The following is a 23904-nucleotide window of genomic DNA, read 5'->3' as shown; positions in this document are numbered from 1 at the left end:
AGGGTGAACCCTTTGAGTAACTGGCACTATGGCATTCCCAAGCGAGAGAACGAATTGAGAGCTGCAGTTAAGTCTCCCGTCATAACTTCGCAATTGTCGCCTGAAGAGTTGGAGGAAATCCGGCAGAAGTATCCAGCAACAAAGGCAGATAAGGCCTTCAAAAAACCGATTGAGATAAAAACCAAACCCAAGGGGGATAACGATATGGCAAAGTTTACACTTACCGAAGAACAGTTCAACGCAGAGCGTGCATCAGGGAAGAGCGTTGCGAAGATCGCCAAAGAGCAGGGTGTTTCCGAGGTGACGATCTACAACCACGTCAGCAAATGGGCGGATGCCCGGAAGCCTGGACAGGAGAAGTTGCTTCGGGAGAAAGATGTTTCACCGGGAGCTGACCCGAAAGTGGAACTGCTAGACAAAGCGGAGAAGGAGATTGAACGGCTGACTGTAGAGAATCAGCGTCTGGATCAAAGAATGGTGTCAGCGCAGAACGAAGCGACGAAAGCCTGGGCAGAGGTTGAACAGCTTCGAGATAAAAATGATCAAAATGCTACGTTGTGCAGAGAACTGGAAGACGATAAGAACGAATACAAGAGAATGTTTGAGAGTGGCTATAAGCTAGGTCAGGATCAAATAGCTAAAATCTCAGAACATCTGGAGACCATTAACGTATTACGTGAAAGTAATGACGCTTTGATTGCCGAGAATAGCCGTCTGGTGGAGCGTAATGCTGATCTTTTGGATGCGCAGTTGAGTCAGCAGACGCCTGCAAGTGTGGTGCCAGATACTGAGGTTCAGCGCTTGGATACAGCTATTCAGGATCTGACCCGAGCACGTTGGATTCTGAACCGGCTGTCTGCATCGGGGGAATAGCCTATGACAACAACGACCAAAGCAACGTGGATTGAGACACTGATCAGTCAATACGCAACGGATTCCCGAGCATTGGACAATTACCGAAAGAGTCTGGATCTGGACGATCCCCAAGAGAAAGAGGAGGCTGGGACAGTCTCTGAAATGCTGTCGGACATGAGATATGCCCTGACGTGGCTAAAGCGCGGGAGAAGGCCAGGCAGCCGTCGTGGTGTCGAGATTACCGATGTGTATCGGCAAAGGGAAATCTATATCAAGCTGTCAGGGCAGGAGATCACCGATGCTGAACGGCTGCGTCTGGTGGATGCGTTACTTGCCCTGAGTGATCGGGAGCGAACATGCTTTCTGCTCCATATGGCGCAAGGCTTGACGCTTTTGGAGATTTCGTCTAAACTAAATCTATCAAAACGGTCAGTGCAGGAGTATGTTGCAAGGGCTAAGGACAAGATTTCAAAAGAATTTTTGTGATCGTGTCGTACGTACTGTCGTACAACGTGTCGTACAATATGTATACCATAAGTCTGTCTATCATAGGGCTCTCCATTACGGAGGGCTCTTCTTACTTAGTAGAACTCTAGGAGGAGCGATAGAGGTAGTGAAACTAAATAAAAAAAATATTGCTATAGTGGGTGGCCTTCTTGTAGTGGCTCCCATTATTCTAAGTCAGTTAATTCGTTTGCCTTTTGGTTTTCTAACGATTGGTGACGAAAATTCATGGGTGGGCTTTTTTGGAGGATACATAGGTGCCATAACTGGTGCGGTTGTAGCTTTTATAGTCGCGAGGTATCAAATAACAACTCAGTTTCAAAAGCAAGTTGCTAACGAGGAAATGATTTCTTTCATGAATCAGAAGCCTGCGCTATTAAAAATTAAATATGATTTAATCGCAATGGAGGATTCTTTAAAGGAGCTAGGAAGGATTAGTAGTGGTGAGACTGCAACAGAATTTCGTTTTGAGATGTATGAAATGAGTCAGGTGTTTTGGACTGATATTGATCGTGTCGAAGATACAGACCTTTCCATATCGTTAATTATGATAAGCAATTCGTACAAGTCATTGTATAAAAACTTCTCCACTGACCTTGGTTATCTAGATTCAGTGAAAGAACAGCTTTTAATTGATATTCTTGAAAAAACACCCGAGGATTACGAGAAAATGCATCGAGCCCTAACAATGGCTGAACAAATTGAAAGAATGACCGAGGAACGAGAGCAGATGATTCGTAATGGAAGCATAACGAAGACAAAAGAAGACATAAATAATATTTTAGAGATTATTGATATAGTAATCACCAGTATTGATGAAGAAAAAGAAAAAAGGCAAAATATTAGGGATTCAACGCCTTAAATTTATAGGAAAATAATCAAAGAATTGTCGTAATCGTTAAGGCATCCTTCGGGGTGCTTTTTCTTTTGTCAAAATACATAAAGGAGCTGAAAGCGATGGCAGGAGGACGGAAAAGTAAATATCAGACGCACGTAGAACCCAAACTCCTGCTGATCGAGGCGTGGGCTCGTGATGGGATGATTCAAGAGGATATTGCCAAGAAGTTAGGCGTGGCGATGTCCTCTTTTTCTGATTACAAAAATAAGTTTCCGGAATTATCGGAGGCCCTAAAAAGGGGCCAAGAGGTTGTAGACGTTGAAGTCGAAAATGCCCTGTTTAAACGGGCCCTGGGCTATCGATACGATGAGGTAACCAAAGAGGCTGCGCGGGAGCTTGACGAAGAGACTGGCGAGTATAAGACAGTTATGGTGGAGACTAAGCGAGTTACGAAGGAAGTTCAGCCGGATGTTACGGCTCAGATCTTCTGGTTGAAGAACCGTAAACCTGAGACGTGGCGTGACAAGAAAGAGGTTGACGCCGATGTGTCGGGATCTATGCAAGTGATCTTTGATGCGGGGATGAGCAAAGATGAGTAGAGTAGTCATTCCCTACAAGCCTCAGCCCCGTCAGCAGGTCTACCACCAGACTGAAGCTGATGAGATCCTGTACGGTGGTGCTGCAGGTGGAGGTAAGTCGGAGGCGACGATCTGGGACGCCTTGAAATACGCCATGCAGTATCCAGGCAGTCGTCAGATCATCTTCCGACGTACGTACCCTGATCTCAAGCGCTCCATCATTGCCAGAACGTTGCAGGTGTTCCCGAAAGAACTTGGGAAGTACAACCAATCCAAGTATGAATGGACCTTTGTCAACGGCTCTGTTATTGAGTTAGCGTATTGGGACAATGACTCCAACTATACGAACTACCAGGGTGCAGAGTATGACGTCATCCGGTGGGAGGAGTTAACGCAGTTCGAGGAAAAATGGTATCTGTACATGCTTTCTCGTTTGCGGGGGAGTAAGCCATTCCCTCGGTCAGTCAAAAGCACAACGAACCCAGGTGGTGTTGGTCATACCTGGGTTAAGAAGCGATTCGTGTCACCCGGTCCCGCTGAGACAGTGCATCGCATTAGGGAGACCGATGACGAAGGCAATACGCTGTTCTGGCCCGAGGGAACCCCTCTGGCAGGGGAGCCGATCATACGTAGCAGGATCTTCATTCCCGCGACTGTTCACGACAATCAGGCCTTGGTCCAATCGGATCCGGGCTATTTGGCGCGTCTATTGGCCCTGCCCGACATTGAGCGGAAGCAGCTGCTTGAAGGGGATTGGGATGTATTCGCAGGTCAGTACTTTGGTGAGTTCAGTCGAGCCGTCCACGTCGTGGATCCGTTCGAGATCCCACGGGAATGGAAGAAGTACCGGGCATTGGATGAAGGGTACACCGATCCGTTCGTTTGTCTCTGGATCGCCTTAGCGCCAGATGGTACCGGGTATCTATATCGGGAGCTGGCGCAGACCAAGCTCTTAACCAGTGAGCAGGTGGAGATCACTAGGCTGAACAGCCCTGTAAGAGAGCGGTACGAGTACAACGTGGCGGATACCTCATTCTGGAACAAAGCCAAGACGGAGAACATCACGCCTGCAGAGATCTTCGCTCAGAAGGACGTTCCGCTGATCCAGGCGAAGAAGGAACGCGTCAATGGCTGGAAACGGGTGCGAGAGTGGCTGCATGTTACGGACGAAGTGGATTGGGTTACCGGCAATAAGTATAAGACAGCCAAACTGAAGATATTCAGTACGTGCGTAAAAGCCATCGAAGCGATTCCGGCCATGATGCACGATCCGCGCAAGGTGGAGGACGTTGCCGCTCACGCGCTGGATCATATTCCGGATGCGCTGCGTTATTGGGTCATGAGTCAACCGACTGCAGCCAAGGGAGAGAAGCCGTGGGGAGCCAACCCGGAATCACTGCCAGGAGGCAAGCGGGAGGACTTCGACGATGAGGACGACGATCTGCCAGAGGTTGAAGGCTTCTGGTAATTCCGTATGCAATATTTATGCAGGACTTGTGTTCAAAACCCGGGCTTTTGTGCAATAGTCTGAAACCTCAGACCCTTGGTACATAAGGAGTTGAGATGCATCGAGTCCGAAACGTTTATGCATCGTTTATGCAACGTGCCTTGAACCCTCGTGGTTGAGGGTTTTTACATTTCGTTCCAGCAGTTATTTTATGCACTCATTATGCAGACAGGAGAGTGAAAAATGGAAATAGTATTCGCCGTTATTAACGTCGTGGTGATCGGCTTCTTGGTGTTTCAGCTGCGTGAGCAGGACAAGGCCATCAAGGATCTGACGAATCGATTAGTCGCTCGTAATCATAGCGAGTACCTGTCTACGCGTATTCAGCCTGGACGTCCTCCGGACGACAAGCCACAAAAACGAATGAGCTGGTATGACGACCCGATGGAGGGTGATGAAGAATGAGTACTTTACTTGACAAGGTGAAGGGGATATTCACGGGGGAAGATGCCACCGACTCCACGAACCCCAACACGCTAGAACAGCAGCGGATCTGGGAAGTGGTTAACGAGGATTACCAGGTGTTCAAAGCAGCCAGGCAGCCGGTGGAGGAACACTGGCGCAAGGAACAGCGGTTTTACATGGGTGATCACTGGCACGGTCTACGTACCGATGCAACTTCCAAGCGCAGACCTGATTCCGTGGACAACATCGTGTTTTCACAACTGGAGTCAATCGTGGGCAAGCTTGCAGGCTGGATGCCCTATCCGGATTTCAGTGCACCTGAGCCAGGGGATGAAACCAAGGCTCGGGACCTGAACGACTTCATGCCGTATGAGCTGCGCAAGATCAAATTCAAGCACAAGCATATGCGAGCTGTACGCCGGATGGTTATTCACGGTCCGCTGATCTATAAGACGATCTTTGATCCAACGGTGGAAGGTGGGCGAGGTTCGAACAAGTACACGGGCCGTAACGATATCCTGCCTGTGAATCTAGCTACCTTCTTCCCAGATCCACGCATTGATGATTTCATTTTCCTGCAGGAGATGTCCGCAATCATCATCCACACTCGGCAGCCACTGGAGTACTTCCGCAAGCGTTGGAAGAAGCAAGGGGCGAAGGTGCAACCGGATAACGGCTCATCTGATATCGATCTGTGGGACGATACTACGGAAAGCCAGAATCACCGGACAGATAAGACGTCGGGACTGATCGAGTACTGGTACCGCGGCTTGCCGAAGCTGATGACCCCCGAGGACAAGGAGCTGTTCAACGAGTTAGCTGAGGATGCTCTGTCGCTGGGTAACGATCCATCCGAACTGATGGCGAAGGCCAAGGGAGATATGGACGGCGTGCATTGCATCTATGTCTCCACGTCAGGCGTCATGCTGGAGCATAAGTCGTATGTGTATGATCATGGCCAATATCCATTTACGGCACGTACGCTTTATCCGGAGGAAGGTTCAGCCTGGGGTAAAGGGTTTGCCAGGGATATGATCAAACCGCAAATTATGAAAAACAAGTTTGCTGAGATCGCCATCGAGACGTCAGCCAAGATGGGCGGAGCAGCCATTGCCTATGAAGAGGGAGCCATCTCAAAGCCCCGCACATGGCAGGAACAACGCGGAATGCCTGGTGCCATGCTTCCCGTAGCACCGGGTCGCTTGAATGACGTGAAAGAGCTGCAGGGTGTCAATGTGCCGGCAACCGTGTTCAACAGCTTAAACTACTATGACGAGATGTTGCAGAAGATCCCGGGCCAGTTTGATAGCTCCAATGGCCAAGCGAACAGTAAGGTGACCAGTGGTGAACAGGCTAAGGCCTTGATGGCTGCTGCAGGTACTCGTCTCAATACCGCATCCGACATGATCCAGGAAGCCCTGGAAGAGGTGTTCGCTCAGTATGTGGAGCTGATCGCTCAGTTCTACACGACAGAGCGGATTGCAAGGGTCACCGGACGTAACGTCTCAATCAGCCGGAATGCCGTCATTTCTCGCGTTCCGACACAATACGATACTGGAAATACCTTAATCGATCCAGAGACCGGAGAAGAGCAACCAGAGGCGATTCCGGTGGATGAGGAGTTTGTTCCTGAGTTCGACATCCTGGTTAACATTAGTGTGGACAAACCCCAGGATCGGGAATACTGGTTGCAGCTCATCTTTAACCTGATGAACCTACGAGATCCGATTACACAGTTGCCTATGGTTGATGCTGAGGCTGTACGTTTCGTCATTCAGACAGGACGCATGGAGCCGATGGATGTCATCAAGCGCCGGATTGAAGAAGCTTCAGGGATGCAGCAACAACTGCAGCAGGCCCAGCAACAGGCACAGGAAGCCCAGGCTCAGGTGCAGCAGCTCACGCAGGAAAACCAATCTATGCAACAATCCATGCAGCAATTCAACGGTGAGCAAGCCCAGCGAGAACAACGTGATCGCGATTTCGAACAGGGACTGAAGCAACAGAAAATGGATTTGGAAGCAGCTAAGACCGCCAACCAATTGATGCAACCGCAACGACCAGGCCAAGGGTGAGAATCCTTTGGCCTATTTATTCTGCCGCCAGCCATAGCGGATTAGGAGGATGTATGTCATGAGTATCAACCCAAGCGCCAGCCAAAGCGAAGAGGGGAACGAGCAAGACCGTCACAGTGAGGAAGAGATCCGCGAGTATTACGAGGCTTTCGGTATTGATTATCCGAGTACCGAGGGTTCCGAAGAAGAGCGCGAAGACCCGGATATCGATTCAGGAGACGAGGATCCTGCCATAGATCCAGCTAACCCTGCAGACATCAAAGGGCTTCAGGTGAAGTACAACGGCCAGGAAACGCTGGTACCGGACGAAGAGGTTCGGGGCTATGTGGAGAAGGGCATGAATTACGAAAAGATCAAGGGGCGCAATCAGCAGTATGAATCGGCATTGGATCGCCTTGCACGCCAGCAGGGATATAAGGATCATACCGAGTTACTGGATAACCTGGATCACATCGAACAGGCTGCGGTTCAGAAGAGGAAAGATGACTTTGATGGCTTAGAACAGAGCCTGCGGGAAGATGCAGTGAGTGCCGGTATTGATCCCGACGTGCTGGACCAGTACCTGAAGCAGCATCCGCTTCTGCAGCAAGCACAGGAGCTGATTCAGCAATCGGAGCAATCTCAGACGAATCGCCAGCAACAAGCAGAGCAACAGCAGCAAGTCGAAGCCTGGGAGTCTTTCTTCCGGAAGTATCCGGACTTGGCCAAAGAGGTTTCCGAGGACGGCACGTCTGCCCCATGGCTCACTCAGGACATGCAGGCACGTATTCAGCGTGGGTATGACCCGGTTGACGCCTATGAGCTGGTTCACCGGGATAAGCTTTCCGCTCAGACCCGGAAGCAGGCTGAGCAGTCGTTCATTAAGAACCAGCGCCTGAATAAGCGATCTCAGGTGGAGACCAATCCACCGGGCAGTCTGGATCCGCAGGCACCGAAGGAGCTACGCGATGCATTCTCCGCGTTCGGCCTGGATCCTAAGACGGCAGAGAAGTACGCTAAAAATTTTGAAAAATAGGGAGGTTGTGCACGATGGCACAAGGATTTAAGTACGTATACAACGACTACGGTAAGGATCCGACACGGATTACGGAGTTTCTTATGACAGATGGTGAAGCCGGATCTGCTGGTGAAGCGGTGAAGTTGGTAGCGGGACGATGGACAAAAGCAGGGGCAACCGACCCGATTGCCGCATTCCTTACCACAAATGTAGTAGCCGGAACGGACAAGGAAGCTGAGGTTATTTTGGCTCGGGAGGGTGACTGGTACGAAGCCCCTTATAGTGGAACAGCTGCAGCAGGGTTCACACCCGGTGCATCTGGAATTGCTCTGGCTTCGGATGGCCTGTCTGCCAACTCGGCCACCGTAACGGGCGGCTCTCTTGCAGTACTGGCGATTAACGAAAATAAAAAGACAGCGCGGTTCAAAGTTAAGAACCGGCAATTGTCCTAATTAGAAAGATCAGAGAGGGGATTAAATTATGCAAACAGCATTGAGATGGGATCCGAAAGTACTGGAGCCGATTTATAGAGAGCTCTACGCTCTGGAGATGAAAAATAAAAAGGACTTTATTCCGATGCTTTACAACGTGACTACTTCCAACAAGTCTATGGAGTCTTACACAGGGGTCGGCAGCGAAGGCACCATGGAAGAATGGAGCCACTCGAATAACCAGGTGCATTATGAGGACGTTGATGACCTGTGGGAGAAAATCATCAAAAACCGGAAGTTCTCGGATGGCCGTATTATCGAACGTGACTTCATTGACGATCTGAAACTTGCTGAGATTTCTCGCCGGATTAAATCTTTGTCTGGATCGGTTTATATGACACAGCAACTTCAGGCAGTGGAATTCCTGAATAACGGATTTGCAACAACAGGACCGAACTGGCGCGGCCGTATTGATAAGTATATGGGTCCAGATGGTAAGGCACTGTTTGCTGCAGATCACCCATACAGCCCAACGAACAGCACAGATGTGCAGTCCAACCTTGGTAGCAGCCCGTTGACTATTGATTCGTGGGATGATACGGCTGTGGCTATGCAAGAGTGGAACGATGATAAAGGTAACCCATTAGCGGTTATCCCTGATACATTGATCGTTTCCCCATACAACGCTCGCCCTGCATTTAAGATTGCCGGCTTGCCGGACTCTGATCTGCCGAAGTATGAGCCAGGTAGTAATCACTTTGACGTGAACATGTACCAGGGCACGATCAAGGTCATTGTCAATCCGTTCATCTCTGCAGCTAAACGGAAGAACTGGTTTGCGGCCGACTCGGCTCGTCTGAAACAGTTCAACATCTGGCAGTGGAGACGTAAGATTGAGAACGGTACGATTACCGACTTCGACACGGAAGTCTCCAAGTTTAAAGCCATCGGCCGCTGGGCTTACGGGTTCACGAACTATTCGTTCATCTATGGCCATAATGTTCAAGACTAGAGGGAGCTCCGGCCCCTCTTTTTCTATTTTGGAGGTGTAACATGTACCGAGATGAACTACAGGCACTGAATGCAATTCATGCGGAGCAGAAGCGCACCAATCAGTTGCTGGAGAGATCCTTGGTCAGTCGCCGGGTACGGGGCAGGCAGTCTGCCAGGAGTAGACGTTTCCGGACGCAGCCCAGAGGACAGGAACTGCAGCACATGAATGTATTAATTGAAAAACTTATTGGAGGGATAAACGATGCCAATCAATCACACCCGGCAGCCGAACTATCAGAAGGTAATTCCCGCAGCCGAAGCACCAAGACTTCCCGAAAAGCGGGAAGCTGATTACGTTGTCTTTGTGGACGAGACTGGAGCGCCCATCGACTTGGGCGGAAGTGGCGGCGGATCCGGAGCCGTGACCGTAGACAATATTACTGATGCTACCGACACGGGTAAATCAGTTCTGAAGGCCGCGTCTGCAGCAGCTGCTCGTACAGCTATCGGGGCGGGCACATCGAGTCTGGCAATCGGTACAACGGGTACAACAGCTGCAGCGGGTAACCATGCTCATGCTGTGGCAGCCATTACGGGTCTACAGTCTGCACTGGATGCCAAGCTGACCGGAACGAAGGCAGCGGCACAGGCTAACAGTACAGCGACCGACGTTGCAGGACTTGTGGCTGATTTCAATTCTCTTCTGGCCAAGCTTCGTACTGCTGGCGTCATTTCATAGGGGGCTCAGACATGAAGGTGAGCGATGTAATAGAAGAGATTATCGAGAAGTCACCACATACGCTGTCACCGGCATCGATCCTGCGCAAGATTACACAGGTGCGGGATCGCCTGTTGCGTAACCTGGGTTCAGCTCAGCAGCAATCCGAAACGGTCTGCACGGCGATTGACCTGGTTAAAGATCAGCCGGCATACACATTGCCATGCCCCCAGAGTGCCGTGACCGAGGTGACGATGTTGCGTGATGATGTGTATGTCCGGCTGCCGCTAAGGCAGTTCCACAACGCATCGATTCAGCCATACCACTATTTCCAAGCAGGTCAGATCGGGATCGTACCGACACCTGGTGCAGATGTGGCTTATGGGATAAAGGTGTTCCATGCTCCCGTTCTGTACCCGCTCAGACTGGAAGAGATGGACAAGGATACCGGCTTTGATCCGGATTATGACATGCTCCTGGTGTACGGCGTGCTGCGAGAGATTACCAGCGGCAACGAGGCAGAGGAGTATAACAACAAGTACATGCAGTTGTATACGGAATATCAGTCTGCTTCCAATGGCTATGAACGGTATGCCGTAGATGAAAGGTGGTAAAGCATGAGTAGATTCCCATGGAGAGATACCAGCACCGACATTGCAGGTGGACAGCCGCCGCAGTGGGAGACACCCCAGGGTGCGCAGAAAAAAGCCGACGATGCATTGAAAGAGTCTAAGGATTACACCGATGAGCAGAACGTGAATTTCAATGCTCACATTGAGGATACGACGATTCACGTTACGCCTGCAGATAAAGCCAACTGGAATAGCAAGGCTCCTGGTGTTCATACGCATGCAAACGCGACGCCAACCACACCAGGGTTCATGTCTCCTGAAGACTATACCAAGCTCAAAGGCGTGGAAGCAGAGGCAAATAAATATGTTCACCCTGCGACTCACCCACCAGCGATCATTGCGCAGGATGCGGCGAACCGCTTTGTTTCTGACGCTGAGAAGGCCGCGTGGAATGGTAAAGCGGAGACTACTGAAGCGACAACCGCAGCGAAGGGCCTGCTGTCACCGCCAGATAAGCAGAAACTTGATGGGATCGAAGTTGAGGCAGAGGTTAACCAGAATGCATTCTCAGGTGTGAATGGAGTTGTGGCCACATCGAAGTCTGATACGCTTCAACTGACAGGTGGTACCGGCATTACGATCACCGAAGATGCAGCCACAAAGCGATTGACCGTGACGGCAACAGGCACTGCTACACCAGGTGCTCATGCAACTTCCCATCTCCCGGGCGGCACGGACGTCATCCCTGAGGCTGTGACAGGTGGGCTTTCAGGTTTAATGAGCGGATTGGATGCACAGTTTGTTCGCCAGGATGGGGAAACCAAGACAGGGGCGCAGTTAAAGGCGGATGAGGCACTTGTTGCTGCTAATGAGTACGCGGATGGGAAATCGGATGCTGCTATAGAAGATGCTAAGGTCTATACAGACACTCAGATCAGCGTTGTCAACGCAAACTATATTCGGCAACCTGGGTACGCAGGTACCACGGGCACAGGCTCAGCTTATGTTGTAACGTTGAACCCAGTCCCGACTACATTGCCTAACGGGTTCGGAATCACGATTGTGCCACACGTAACAAATGCCCCTGGAGCGACGCTTAATATCAATGGATTAGGTGCAACTCCACTTAAAAAGCAAGATGGCACTGCTTACGCTGCTGGCGATCTGTTGGTTGGGAAGCCGTACACCTTCCGACGTGTTGGTTCGGATTTTTTAGCAGATAGTGGTGGAGGGGAGGTGGAAATACCCGGTCAGACGGAAATGACCGTCACCTATAGCGAGGAAATCGCACAAGGGGATATGGTGAGGATGTATACCCCGCCAATAGAACTGTTACCAGCACTGTCGACAGCACCGCCTGGCCCAAGCATAGGTATAGCTATGGGAAACGACTATATCGCCGTCGGAACTAATGCCAGTCCTTATTTGATGCTCTACAAGCGCTCAGGTGACACGTTCAACAAATTAGCAAACCCAAGTGTGTTACCTGGCTCAATACCTAACGCTTTGGCTTTTTCGCCAAACGCTGATTACCTTTATGTAGGAGTAGGTAGTGCGCCATACTTGCTGGTATACAAACGCTCAGGTGACACGTTTAGCAAATTACCTGATCCTACTATACTGCCAGGTGGAAATATTACTTATCTTCGGGCGGCTAGTGATGGAACCTATATTTACATGACGCTTTCTGTATCTCCTTATTTTGCAATGTATAAGCGCTCAGGTGACACGTTCACAAAATTGGCTGACCCGAGTGTAAATCCAATCGTAGCTAACCCGCGAAATCTCGCAGTTTCGAATAGTGGTGAGTTTATAGCAGTTTCTCATAATACATCCCCATATATTCTGATTTACAAAAGGTCTGGGGATGTATTATCCAAGGTATCAGATCCTGTTATAACTCCGCCATCCTCAGGATCAGGTATATCTTTTTCGTATGATGATAATTACCTCACCTTCTCTCACACAGTAGGGATGGGTATGACGACTTATAAGCGTCTTGCAGATGTGTTCACTAAGGCGCCTGATGCTCTAACAAAAGCGTCACTTACAGGTGATATATCGTACCATCCCAATAAAATGAAACTATTCTTAGTGCAATCTAATAATGCTCCAGATATTTTGCCTTACAGTCAGAAGGGTGATCTATTATTTCGAGTATCTGAATCCAAAGACGCAAAAAGTCAGTCGGCAAATAGATTGGCGTTATCACCTGACGGAGTTTACTTAGCTCTTGTATCTAACACTTCTCCATATGTCAATGTATTTAAAATACCAAGCGAGAAAGTGGCAAGGGTAAGTAACACAGCTGCTCTTATGTCAGAGACAGACGTCGGGGTCATTGGATATGCCAAAGAAGGTGGGTCTGCTGGAGACATCCGTAAAATAATCGCTCTAATTCAATAGGAGGGCCCTATGAAGTTTTATATCAAATTGGACGGAAACATCATCCGTGACATTATTGAGTACGAATACGAAGACTACCAGGAGGTAGAGATTCCAACGCCGCTCCCGATTGGCATTAATGTTGGATACTATCGTTGGCAGGATGGGAAAGCAGTGTTGGACGAATCTTTGAAATCTGATTCTGAGCAAGGTACGCCAGTTGAAGGGTTAACTGAATTGGAGCAACGTGTTTCTGCTACAGAAGCAGAAGCGGCTAGCCTAAACCTTGCGATCATCGATATCTGGGAAACGATTGCAACCAGCTCATAAGGAGGAAACGACATGGCCACGATTATTAATTCACTAAAGATTGCTTACTCGACGGCGATTTTTCGTCATGGAACCAAGCGGTTCCCGGAGATTATGGCTGCCTATGAAACGCCTGTAAAGGAATACGCTTCTGTAACATATACCAAGACGGAAATTGATAAAGCAAGAGACAACGGATTTATCACAGAGGAAGAATATACGGACACCATCGGCCTTGTAGAATAGAGGTGTAGCCCATGAACTTAAACATAATTATTTCCGAAGCGGACATGCTTGTGCCGAATGACGTACCGATTGCGGATAAAGTAGTATGGCTGAACGCTTTAAATCAAGATTTTTTCAATGTAGTGAAGATTCCCAAGATTACCACTTTCGAATGTGTATCCGGGCAATCTGACTACGTACTGCTGTCTGAAATCAGTCAGAAAAATATTGATCTCGTGATGGTGGGAATGTTCACTTACAAGAGTCTGGTTCGGGACGACGTGACGCCTGCGCAGAACGCCTATACGTTCTCTGATGACACCAGAACGCTATCATTGTTCCCTGCGCCATACAGTAGCCTAAAAGGTGTGTTACGTTATCGAAGAGTGGCCACTAGCCAGTTCTTATCTACAATGCTTACGGTTCCGCCGGATGCTCCAGAGGAATACCACTGGACGTTCATCCCTGGTCTGGCATCGATGTTGGCCAATAGTCAGGACGACATGACCAAGGCATCGAATTACGAAAGCCAGTACAAGGCTGCATGGAATGTGGCTGCTCAGAACTATCAGGCAGGTGCAGGGCAATGAGGCCGGTTCAGTATAAATCGACGCAGAGCCAGCCCATCGAGGGCATGATGCAGCCTATTCCGATTCGTGAGTTCCGGGGGCTGAACACCTACGATCCATATTCTATTGAGGACAGCTACTTCACGGAGCTGCAGAACATGTCTACGGATGATTACCCTGCGCTGTCTACCCGTCCTGGGTACACCATTCAGGGAACGTTTGGTAGTCGAGTTCTAGGCATGGGTGTATGGAAAGGCCGTGAGTTGCATGCAGTGTTCAACGATGGTACCTGGCGCCGGTTAATCGGCAATGCCTGGACCACACTCGCCAGCGGCCTGAATACATCTGCAGAGTGGTCCTTCACCAACTTTGATGGGAACCTGGGGGACGTGAATCTGATCGGATGCAATGGCGTTGATTCCATGCGCCGATATAACGGCTCCAGTGTGTCTGTACTGAGCGGAGCACCTTCAAACGGTAAATACATCACCACGTATCAGAACAGGCTCTGGTGCGCTGTAGGGAATGAGCTGTGGTCCTCTGCACTGGACCAACCGCAGACCTGGAATCAGTTTGCCGGCAATCAGCAGGACAGCTACCGTAAAACAATTGAATCGTCCCACGGTGAGGACATCAACATGTTATCAGGCAGCCTGTACCGGCTGACGATCGGGATGCCGTCTTCCATTCATTTGCTAATGGGTGGACAGCCCTCAGACTTTAACAGCCGAGTGGTCACCGATGACGAGGGCGTGGCCAATAACAATTCTGTCGCTGCTCGTGAAGGCTCTTTGCGTTTTATGCATAAGTCGGGGATCTATGAATACTCGGCTGCGGCACTTCCGGACAAAGGCTTTAGCGAACTGATCAGGACGTTTTATAGCAATGTTAGTAGCGCCAGTGCAGCAGGTTCCGATGGCTTACTGCTTCTGTTCAGCACACAAGGCGGAGAGACCCTGGTCTATGATCCGCGAATTGGCACATGGACACGCTGGCTATTACCAACGCCTACATGCTATGCAGCGATTGGCCAAGATCTGTACTTCGGTACCGCTTCCGGTCAGGTACTCAAATTAGGTGGGACGGTGGATAGCTCAAATCCGATTGCCTGGAAAGCCGTGACCAAGCCATTCACCAATGGATCCATCGCACAAAAACAGCGCTGGCTGAAGATGTGGATTGTCGCAGAGATGGCCACGGGTAGTGTGCTGAGAATTAGCTTGTCCAGTCAAGCATCCGGAGAGAGTTGGGATCTGGTGAATACCATTATGGCATCTTCTTCAGTAGCTCAGCGGATTATCATCCCAGTCCGGAAGTTTGCCCTGGAGAATACCGTCCGGATAAAACTGGAGGGTACCGGCTGGATCCGGCTTCATGAGATTACAAGACAGGTGCGGCAGCTGCCGCTCTATTAAGGAGGGATACCGTGGGGATTCAAGACGTAGCGCCTTCATTCCGGAATCCACCTACGTTTAATGATTTTGGGGAAGTGAACGCGTACCTGAAAGACAACATCAATAAAATTGCACGTAGCCTGCAGGATATCGACTTTATGATTAACGGTACCCTGGATGTGAAGAACATTCGCGCGGATGGCATCGAAGCCCGTAACATTAAGGCTGAAGCGATTACGACAGATAAATTGATTGCCGGCGCTGTCACAACGGACAAGATTACAGCTGGTGCCGTTACGGCCGAGAAGATCACCGTAGGCGAGCTATCCGCGATCAGTGCGAACCTGGGGCACATTGTTGCAGGTCTAATCGAGTCAATTGAGATTTACGGCTCCTATATCGCTACCCGGCGTAATGCGTACCCTCGTTGTGAGATGAGCGCTACAGGGAATGTGTTCGGGGCATTTCGCGATGCCAACAACCACGTTGTCATAGAGCCTGACTACGGAGGATCTCCTGCTTTACGCTTCACAGTAGCAGGTACTCCGCGCGGGAGGATTCATAACCTCATAGGCTATCCCATCTTTGAAAGTGATTCGGCATTAGGCTTGCAGGCTGCAGGGACCATTTTTGTAAATGCGGCTCAAATGAGTTTTTCAAACTGGGATAGACTTTATGCTGACAACCCTGGTCGAACGTTAGGTGATGAGCTGCGTGAAATCTTTGACCGTATCGAAGCTTTAGAAGAAGGCTGATACAATTTGGAGCAATTTGGATATCTAACTGCGGAAGCTGTGGTATATTGGTGGAAAATGGTATAAGGGAGATTCGAAATGAAAAAGTATGTTGCTGGATTCCTTGCTGGTGCCGTATTCGTCCTTTCCGCTTCAGCCTTCGCAGATGATATTCAATCTTTAATAGGTAAAAAGATTCAGGGAGAAGCAGTCGTTGAACTGAATGGCCAGGCTTTGGATACTGCAATTATCGTTGATGGAAAAAGCTATGCGCCAGTTCGTGTGATCGGTGAAGCTGCGGGCTATGACGTGAGCATGCAGAACAAGAAGATTATCTTGGACGAGAAGTCATCCGCGACTGTGACAGGTCCTGGAAAGGGGCAAAGTGTGGAAGAACAAGTAGGAAAGTTGAAGCAACGAATTGTGGATGTAAAACAGCGAATTGCTGACACTAACAAACTCATAGATGCTAGTAAATCTATAATTAATGATCCATCAAAAGATAGCACTGGCGAGGAAAATTTCCTTAAAATGCGTGAAGCAAACTTAATCGAACAAGAAGATTTGCTTCTTGATCTTGAATCCCAGCTGGCTGAGTTGGAGAAATAGAAGTGAAACGTTTGACAGCGACTTTCATAGGGGCTCTGATAATTCTTGTTGCGTTTAGTTTGCTAATTTATCCGACACCGTATAGATATCTTGAATTTATAACTGCAGGTGGGACAAAGTATCCGATTAAGGAAAACAGATTTACCGGAGAGATGACGATTTATAACGCGAGAACCGGTACGTGGGTTGAGAAATTGAGCAACGATTAATGCATCTGGAAGGCTCTCGTTCGAGGGTCTTTTTATTTTGCTGATTTCCGTCTGAAGCGAATTTACGATGTCAATTAAGTTGAATGTGAACAAAATGTGACGATATTCGAGAATTATTAAAAAAAAGTTTTATTGCCACTGTTTCATTACTCGATTAATAAAACCTATGCTAGAGTAGTGTTTGAGGAGACGAGAATGGTCAAAGTGTTAGTATTACACACCATTTTCCCGCATTGACAATCTGTTGAGTGAATCCAGTCTTTTTGCTACATTGGATTAAGCGAGAGGAGGGAATATTTTGCAAGGGAATATGAAGAAATAAAAAGAGCCGCTAAATTAGCAGCTCAGCAGGTCGTCACCTTATCAACTTGGCGGTAGGTAGGTGACACAAAATCTAAGGGGTGTTGCGGGTTGTGTCCGTTACATCTAGTTCTTCAACATAAATGTAACGCAGTACATTATTCAGCATTGACTATAGTCAACGATAGTATAGCATATACATCTGCTATGCAACACCCCGCATTTGAGGGGGAAACATGCAAAAGACTTGCTTCAATGTGACTCAAGAGAGTCTGTCAAAGTTACTGGGGATAAGTGAGCAGGAACTACTTAAACTGCTTCGTAACCGATTACCTTCACATGATGGTGAACACGAGGACTTCATCTCTCTATTTCACAAATTAATCAAGGATTAACCTGAGAGCACCCATATGGGTGCTTTTTTCTATGCCCAAAAGGAGGTGCGCTATGGCTTACGAAACAACGGGTACTGTCGTTACTAAGAAGAAGGACCCTATTCCAACTGCGATGGGTGTGGCTGCTGCGAACAAAACGCCTACAGTAACAGGTGCAGCCAATTCGCCAACGCTTGGCAACGGGGGAATTAACTACGCTTCAGCTAATGTGCCTGGGCGTCAAGGCATTGTGAGTAACCAGGCTCAGATTAAAAACGATGATGCCTACCGTCAAAGCGAGATTGCTCGAACTCTGGCCACAATCACGAACCGGCAGAACCAGGGCTTGGATATTTCTGCGCAGACCAAGTATCTGAATACGAATCTGGGCTATCAGGCTCCAATGGCTCCAGCTGCTTCTAATGTACAGGCGGCACCTGCAGCACAGAACAACTTTGCAATACCAGGTAGCCGTACAGAGGCAACGCTTGGCCGAATCGATAACTTCATCAATAATCAGTCCGGATTCCAGTTCACGAAACCGGATGCTTTTTCGTACGATCAGACAACCGATCCAGCGTATCAGGCTCAACTGGCAGAAGCTAAACGGAATGTGGCCACGCAACAAGCAGATACGAATGCCGGCTTACGTGCAACGGGACAGGGTAAATCGTCTTGGAGTGAAACGGTGGCCAACCAGATCGGCACAGGGGCCATGGAGAGTATCGCCAATAACCTGGTTCCAGCTCTCATGCAGCAGGCATATCAGCGTTACAGTGATGATGCCACCCGAGACCTGCAGGTTCAGCAGATGAACTATGGTGTTGGTCAGGATGCGATCGGGAATCTTGGCAACCTCTACGGCCTGCAGAATCAGGAGTACTTCCAGAATCCGCTGACCGAAGCGCAGGTCACCGGCAACTACCTTCCGACCGCAGCCAAGGACGCTATTAACAATTTGCTCAGTCTGAAGCAACAAGCCGAGACAAAAGGAATCTCTGCAGAGGATCGATCCGCGCTCAGCAAGCAGGCAGACTTTATTCGTAACCAGCTGACTTCGATGGGGATCGATGCGAGTCAATATGGAGCTAACGTTAGTCGTTCAGAAATGGCGAAGGTGAATCCAGGTATTCGGACATTGGCAGGTCAACAGATTGATCTGGGCAACAAACAGGCGAACTTGCAAGCAGCAGGAATGTATATGGATGCGTCCGGCAAGTTGATCACACCGCAATCCGATTGGGGTGGTCTGGTACGTCAGGCAACGAACCCGAATGGCCAGCCTACCCTCGCTGGACAGAATCAAGCGTTTAACCAGCAGCAGGTGGGGATCGATAATCAATTCCGCGCAGAACAATTCGCATACGCCAAAGCACGTGATGCCGTGGCAGATAGCCAATGGGGAGCGCAGTTCCAACAAAACGCAGATCAATTCGGCATGAACTACGCAATGGATGAGTTAAAACGTCAGGATGAAAATGCTTACCGCAATGCTATGACGGCAATCAGTCAGGACGAGAACAGTCGTGCTTGGCTCGGTCTACAAAACGCACCTGCAGCTGAGTACAACGGGATGACGCCTGGTCAGGTACTGGGTGCCTTGCAATCACAATTTGTTGATGGAGACGGGAAATTCACGCCACCAACCGATTCGAAAACAAAAGAGCAAATATATATGCAGGTTACGGGCTATGGCCTACCAGTAGGGCAGGATGATCAAGTGTTGCTCTCTATGGGCTTAACCCAAAAAGACATTCAGGACTTCGACAAGAAGTACATCACGACACCGACGCCAACCGGAGCGAATACTGCGGGAAAGTAGCCAGCCCCACGGCCAACGGGACTGGTGGGGCGCTCTCGTATAATAACTATTACAAGGCAGTGAAAGATGCAAAAGCGAATCCCAATAATTACTCCACAGCCAGCAGTGCAGTGAGTAGTGCGCTCAAAGCCGCGGGCAAACCGGATAGTTGGTTACAACCTACCCTGGAGCTGGTTGCGCGTGAATCTAGTTTTAACCCGAATGCGAAGAATCCCAAATCTTCTGCAGCCGGGTTATTTCAGTTCTTGGACATGACCAGGAAGAATTATGGCGGCAGTTCAGTAAACTGGAACGATCCATACCAACAAGCTATTGCCGGTATCAAATATATTGAGAATCGTTATGGAGATCCAGTTAAAGCCCTGCAGCATTGGGATAAGAAAAAATGGTATTAAGGAGGAAGAGGTATGGCGACAAGGCTAGAACAGTTTTCAGCCGATCAAAGGCAAAAGGCCATGGAGATCCGGGAGTCCGCTTTGAATGGGACGCTTAGTCTCCAGCAGCCGAATGCGCAGATCAACCCGAGGACTCAGGCGGTACAGCGTTATATCGCCAGTCAGCCATCAATGAGAGACCTGCAGTCAGCCTTGCCGCCTGCACTCACTCAACCTGGTTCGGACATTTATATGAATTCCACCTTGGGAAGATCGCTGGCGGGGGATCCACAAGCAATCCAGGCATACCAGCAAGCGACAGGCGTCAATCCAACGCCAATTCCACCTCAGCCGAGCCAGTACGAGATTAACAAGCAGAAGATAGCTGACAGTGCAGCCAAAAGTAAATTTGCTGATTTTGTTTCTCCATTTTCCAATTTAATGAATGATCTGACCTATGGTAACCCCGTGGGCGGTTTTGTGACGCGTGCAGTCGGTACAGGGGGCGGCATGCTTCTTGGCGGTCCGTCCATGGCTCCTGGATCTACAGGCAATGCTTCAGCGGATAGAGTGGCTGATATCGTAGGTATCGGCGGTGGTATCCTCAGTGCAGGATTTAACCCATCTGCCGGTGGCAATTTGATCACCGCACCCTGGCGTGCTGCTAATGGATTGATGGCTACTCGTGCCGGTAATAGTCTGACGAATTTAGTCGGTGGAGGGATCAATAAAGTCCTGCCACGTTTGAGTCCCACAACAGCGGGCAAAGTGGCAGAGACGGCCATTCGCGGGGCTACTACAGGTGCGATCAGTAATACCAGTATGGGACTGATCCAAGGCCAACATAGTAACAGTGATGTTCTCAAGAGTGCGGCATTGGGCGCAGGCTTAGGGGCAGGTGGTGACTTGTTGATTGCCGGAGCTGGTGCAGGGATACGTTCATTACTGGCCAAGTCCAAGGGAGCAGGGGCAGCTCTACCAGACACTCTTCCTCCAGCAGTCAGCCAAGGTGCAGATATGGCCAATCCGTCTGCCAGTCCTGGTCAAAGATTGCCTGAAACAGTGCCGGCACAAACGGACATTTCACCGACTCCAGTATTGCGACAACAAACAGATATTCCAGATGGAGCGACACCGCAGCAACAGCCATTGAATCAGGTGGACACAGCCACGAATATCAGTCCTAACCCATCGGTGGCTATTCCACGTACAGAAGCTGTTCGGAAGTATCAATCAGAACAGTCTGTGCCATCGACACCTAAACCGGCATCGGACGATTTCCTATTAAGTCGCCCCGGTAGATCGGTCCAGGCTGCTGAGCAAGCGCCGCGGCTCTCTACTCGTGTGGAACAGGAAGCTGCGGAGGTTGTGGATGTCGTTCAGAAATCACGTGCCCGCGATCGGGTGTATGACTTCCTGGACTCTGCTGAACAGGCTGCACGTGATCGGATTGCCAAGCGCCGGGGCAATCTCAATTCCAACCCATTACCAGAGTGGGGCGACTATGCGATTATCGGAGCCGCCAAGCTGGGTAAAGGGACTATCAAGTTTTCGGACTGGACCGAGGAAATGGTTCAGGAGCTTGGGGAACAGTTCAGGCCGAGCGCCGAGAAAGTATATCGGATGGCCAAAGAAGAGCTGCGGAAGCAGGAACGACTTGCCACGAAAGAGGGCCAGGCTGCTAAAGCTTTCAACGAGAGCGGCGCAGGTACAGCTGAAACGTTTGCCGGCAAAGTTCGCAGAGGTAGCGTTAAAAAATCAACAACCTCATTTGAAAAGAAGTGGGAGCGTGTACGGACGCAGTTCGTTGATGAAGATGCAGCGCTTGAGGGTTTGGAAAAGCGGGTCACAGGCAAGGTGAACAGCGCTGAGAACAGCATATATAAGATGGCCCGACTCTTTAAGGGCACGCCGGAGAAAGCGAATCAGGTGGTGAAGGAGCGTTTGGCTCCACTGATCAATCAGATCGAAGATGCCGGTTATTCAGCGGATGAGCTGGGGAATTATGCTGTGGCTGTGCACGCCAGGGATATTAACGCGGCAGGCATTAAATCTGGTTTTACGAACGCCGAGATCGCAGCAGTAATCCGGAAGTATGAGAACACCGAACTCGAAGCAGCTCGGCAGGGGTTGGTTCAGCTCAACCGCGATATGATGAAAGAGCTGGTGGATAACGGCGTAGTCAGTCAGGAGCTATCCGATGTGCTCGCTGATCGGTGGCAGAACTATATCCCGATGTTCCGCGCGTTTGAAGACTCTGCAGAAGGGTTTGGAGGTAGTGTCTCCCAGGCACTCGCCAATGTGGCCAGTCCGATCAAGACCCTGAAGGGATCGGAACGTAAGGTGGATGACCCGCTGATTAATATGGTGCGGAATATCTTCCAGTCCACGAACGCAGCTGAGCGGAATAAAGTGGCCACGCAGCTGAAACGCCTGGCTGATATCGATGTTGAGGAGAATTTCATTCGTCAGCTTGGTCCGGACGAGCAAGTGGGCCGGAAGAACGTGGTCAATGTCCGGGTGAACGGGGAAAACGTCAAGTATGAAGTGGAACCGGAAGTGTACCGCTCCATGCTTAATCTGGACCAGGAATCATCCAATATGATCATTAATATCTTGTCCAAGCCTGCATCCCTGCTTCGTGCCGGCGCAACTCTGACACCTGAGTTTTCGTTGCGTAACCCGATGCGAGATGTCTTGCAGGCATACGTGACCAGTAATAGTGGATTCAACCCTATTACAGACTTTACCGTCGGTCTTATCCAAAGTATTAAGAAGGGCCCCCTATACAAGGAATGGATTAATGAGTTGGGTTCCTATGGTAACGTGCTTTCGATGGATCGCGAGGTTCATAAAAAAGCATTGGAGAGTGTCCTACGCGAGAAGCCAGGCAAGAAATTTGTTAACGTCATTACAGGCAAAGCGTTTATCAATATGCTTCGTGCCATTACAGATACCACCGAGTCAGCTACCAAAGTAGGTGAGTATCGGGCGGCATTGCGTTCAGGCGTCAGTAAACAGGAGGCAGCTTATCGCTCACGGGATCTAATGGACTTTGCCCGTGCGGGATCAAGTGTACGCCAGGCTAACAAGATCATCGCGTTCCTCAATGCCAACATCCAGGGTAAGAGCAAGCTCATCCGGTCAATCAAGGAGAATCCTGTAGGCACAACAACTCGTATGTTCGCGGCAACTACGCTGCCCACGCTGGCAATTATTGCGGCCAACAGGCAGTATGCTAACGAGACGCAGAAACAGACCATATCCGATGCTCCGGACTGGATGCGCGATACCTTTTGGCTGATGGCGATCCCTGGTACTGACATGGTGGCCCGGATCCCGAAGCCTTTTGATATTGCGCCGATCTTCGCCAATCTTCCGGAACGAGCTGCACAGTTTGTCCTGGATAAGGATCCCGACGCTTTCGACGGTTTCATGCGACGTACCATGAGCGATGCTGCAGTGCCGGTGCAGATCACCGGATTATGGCCATTTATTGAGGGCATGTCCAATTACTCGTTTTTCCGTGAAGGCTCCATCATCCCGCAGCGTGAACAGGGACTGGAGTATAAGGATCAATACGATCCAACTCGGACGACAGAGGTGGCCAAGCTTCTGGCTGGTATTATGTCCAAAGCGACAGGCGAAAAGGGAATGCTGAAGAACTTCAGCTCGCCACGGATCATGGATAACACCATTCAGGGTCTGACGGCCGGACTTGGTACCTACGCCACGTCGGCAATGGACTCTATTCTGAAAGGTGTAGGTGCAGTAGATCGGCCTGCGAGTCCGGAAAAGCGTTTGGAACAGCGTCCATTCCTGAAAGCCTTTCTTGTGGATCCGCTGCAATCAACGAAGGGAACCGACAAGCTGTATACCCGCAAGACGGAGCTGTCCAACGAGAAGGATTCAGCAAAATTAAATGGGGTTCCGTTTGACAAGTCCAAAGCACTTGAGCTGAAGGTGCTGGATCGGGCAACTGAGAAAATGAGCAAGATCAATAAACAGATCCGTACGATAGAGGGCGATGCAAGTTTATCGGCTAAACAGAAACGAGACCAGATTGAGCCGTTGCTTGCCCAGAGAAATGAGATTTCGAGAGAGGCCATGAAGCTCCAAAAATAGAC

The 23904-nt window shown here is 49.7% G+C and carries 24 protein-coding genes; all 24 read left to right on the top strand.

All coding sequences use genetic code 11. The features are described 5' to 3' along the window. The first annotated feature begins 12 nt into the window (after positions 1 to 12). On the top strand, positions 13 to 873 hold the full coding sequence (locus tag MHH25_RS23470; protein ID WP_340018293.1) for a hypothetical protein: 861 nt from the start codon (positions 13 to 15) through the stop codon (positions 871 to 873). A gap of 3 nt (positions 874 to 876) precedes the next feature. Further along, positions 877 to 1341, top strand: coding sequence for a sigma-70 family RNA polymerase sigma factor (locus MHH25_RS23465; RefSeq protein ID WP_340018292.1), 465 nt, complete (start codon positions 877 to 879; stop codon positions 1339 to 1341). Between the two features lie 127 nt (positions 1342 to 1468). Next, on the top strand, positions 1469 to 2221 hold the full coding sequence (locus MHH25_RS23460; RefSeq protein WP_340018291.1) for a hypothetical protein: 753 nt from the start codon (positions 1469 to 1471) through the stop codon (positions 2219 to 2221). A 95-nt stretch (positions 2222 to 2316) separates the two neighbouring features. Further along, the gene (locus tag MHH25_RS23455) at positions 2317 to 2796 is read left to right on the top strand and encodes a transposase (RefSeq protein ID WP_340018290.1); all 480 of its coding nucleotides are present in this window, start codon (positions 2317 to 2319) and stop codon (positions 2794 to 2796) included. Then, positions 2789 to 4243 carry a terminase family protein gene (locus MHH25_RS23450; RefSeq protein ID WP_340018289.1) on the top strand — a complete coding sequence of 485 codons (1455 nt, stop codon included), beginning with the start codon at positions 2789 to 2791 and terminating at the stop codon, positions 4241 to 4243. Before MHH25_RS23455 ends, MHH25_RS23450 begins: the two co-directional genes overlap by 8 nt. 222 nt (positions 4244 to 4465) lie before the next feature. Further along, positions 4466 to 4687, top strand: coding sequence for a hypothetical protein (locus MHH25_RS23445; RefSeq protein WP_340018288.1), 222 nt, complete (start codon positions 4466 to 4468; stop codon positions 4685 to 4687). After that, positions 4684 to 6762 carry a hypothetical protein gene (locus MHH25_RS23440; RefSeq protein WP_340018287.1) on the top strand — a complete coding sequence of 693 codons (2079 nt, stop codon included), beginning with the start codon at positions 4684 to 4686 and terminating at the stop codon, positions 6760 to 6762. The genes MHH25_RS23445 and MHH25_RS23440 overlap by 4 nt, the downstream gene beginning before the upstream one ends. Before the next feature lie 58 nt (positions 6763 to 6820). After that, on the top strand, positions 6821 to 7777 hold the full coding sequence (locus tag MHH25_RS23435) for a hypothetical protein (RefSeq protein ID WP_340018286.1): 957 nt from the start codon (positions 6821 to 6823) through the stop codon (positions 7775 to 7777). A gap of 14 nt (positions 7778 to 7791) precedes the next feature. Further along, positions 7792 to 8211, top strand: coding sequence for a hypothetical protein (locus MHH25_RS23430; protein ID WP_340018285.1), 420 nt, complete (start codon positions 7792 to 7794; stop codon positions 8209 to 8211). A gap of 28 nt (positions 8212 to 8239) precedes the next feature. Continuing rightward, complete coding sequence (locus MHH25_RS23425; RefSeq protein WP_340018284.1) at positions 8240 to 9202, top strand: Mu-like prophage major head subunit gpT family protein; 963 nt, start codon at positions 8240 to 8242, stop codon at positions 9200 to 9202. 41 nt (positions 9203 to 9243) lie between these two features. Further along, entirely contained in the window at positions 9244 to 9534 is a 291-nt protein-coding gene (locus MHH25_RS23420) for a hypothetical protein (RefSeq protein WP_340018283.1), read from the top strand. Then, positions 9446 to 9922, top strand: a complete 477-nt coding sequence (locus tag MHH25_RS23415) for a head fiber protein (protein ID WP_340018282.1) — start codon at positions 9446 to 9448, stop codon at positions 9920 to 9922. Before MHH25_RS23420 ends, MHH25_RS23415 begins: the two co-directional genes overlap by 89 nt. A gap of 11 nt (positions 9923 to 9933) precedes the next feature. Beyond that, positions 9934 to 10515 carry a hypothetical protein gene (locus MHH25_RS23410; protein ID WP_340018281.1) on the top strand — a complete coding sequence of 194 codons (582 nt, stop codon included), beginning with the start codon at positions 9934 to 9936 and terminating at the stop codon, positions 10513 to 10515. Between the two features lie 3 nt (positions 10516 to 10518). Then, positions 10519 to 12879 (top strand): hypothetical protein, encoded by a 2361-nt coding sequence (locus MHH25_RS23405; RefSeq protein ID WP_340018280.1) that lies wholly within the window; start codon positions 10519 to 10521, stop codon positions 12877 to 12879. A gap of 9 nt (positions 12880 to 12888) precedes the next feature. After that, entirely contained in the window at positions 12889 to 13188 is a 300-nt protein-coding gene (locus MHH25_RS23400; protein WP_340018279.1) for a hypothetical protein, read from the top strand. Between the two features lie 12 nt (positions 13189 to 13200). Then, positions 13201 to 13413: a hypothetical protein gene (locus MHH25_RS23395; RefSeq protein ID WP_340018278.1), complete on the top strand. Its 213-nt coding sequence runs from the start codon at positions 13201 to 13203 to the stop codon at positions 13411 to 13413. Positions 13414 to 13424: 11 nt separating this feature from the next. Next, positions 13425 to 13982: a hypothetical protein gene (locus tag MHH25_RS23390; RefSeq protein WP_340018277.1), complete on the top strand. Its 558-nt coding sequence runs from the start codon at positions 13425 to 13427 to the stop codon at positions 13980 to 13982. Then, positions 13979 to 15376, top strand: a complete 1398-nt coding sequence (locus MHH25_RS23385; RefSeq protein WP_340018276.1) for a hypothetical protein — start codon at positions 13979 to 13981, stop codon at positions 15374 to 15376. Before MHH25_RS23390 ends, MHH25_RS23385 begins: the two co-directional genes overlap by 4 nt. 11 nt (positions 15377 to 15387) lie before the next feature. Continuing rightward, complete coding sequence (locus MHH25_RS23380) at positions 15388 to 16110, top strand: hypothetical protein (protein ID WP_340018275.1); 723 nt, start codon at positions 15388 to 15390, stop codon at positions 16108 to 16110. 78 nt (positions 16111 to 16188) lie between these two features. Further along, complete coding sequence (locus MHH25_RS23375) at positions 16189 to 16698, top strand: hypothetical protein (RefSeq protein ID WP_340018274.1); 510 nt, start codon at positions 16189 to 16191, stop codon at positions 16696 to 16698. 745 nt (positions 16699 to 17443) lie between these two features. Continuing rightward, on the top strand, positions 17444 to 17602 hold the full coding sequence (locus MHH25_RS23370; RefSeq protein WP_340018273.1) for a hypothetical protein: 159 nt from the start codon (positions 17444 to 17446) through the stop codon (positions 17600 to 17602). A gap of 52 nt (positions 17603 to 17654) precedes the next feature. Then, entirely contained in the window at positions 17655 to 19403 is a 1749-nt protein-coding gene (locus MHH25_RS23365) for a hypothetical protein (protein ID WP_340018272.1), read from the top strand. Positions 19404 to 19462: 59 nt separating this feature from the next. Then, a complete protein-coding gene (locus MHH25_RS23360) occupies positions 19463 to 19798 on the top strand; it encodes a lytic transglycosylase domain-containing protein (RefSeq protein ID WP_340018271.1) in 336 nt (111 codons plus the stop codon). 12 nt (positions 19799 to 19810) lie between these two features. Continuing rightward, on the top strand, positions 19811 to 23902 hold the full coding sequence (locus tag MHH25_RS23355; RefSeq protein WP_340018270.1) for an LPD38 domain-containing protein: 4092 nt from the start codon (positions 19811 to 19813) through the stop codon (positions 23900 to 23902). Positions 23903 to 23904 lie beyond the last annotated feature (2 nt).

Origin of the sequence: Paenibacillus sp. FSL H3-0457, from assembly GCF_037981725.1 — a bacterium.
Classification (GTDB): Bacteria; Bacillota; Bacilli; order Paenibacillales; family Paenibacillaceae; genus Paenibacillus; species Paenibacillus amylolyticus.
The sequence above is the reverse complement of the archived record's forward strand: the minus strand, read 5'-3'. Positions and strand labels throughout refer to the sequence as shown.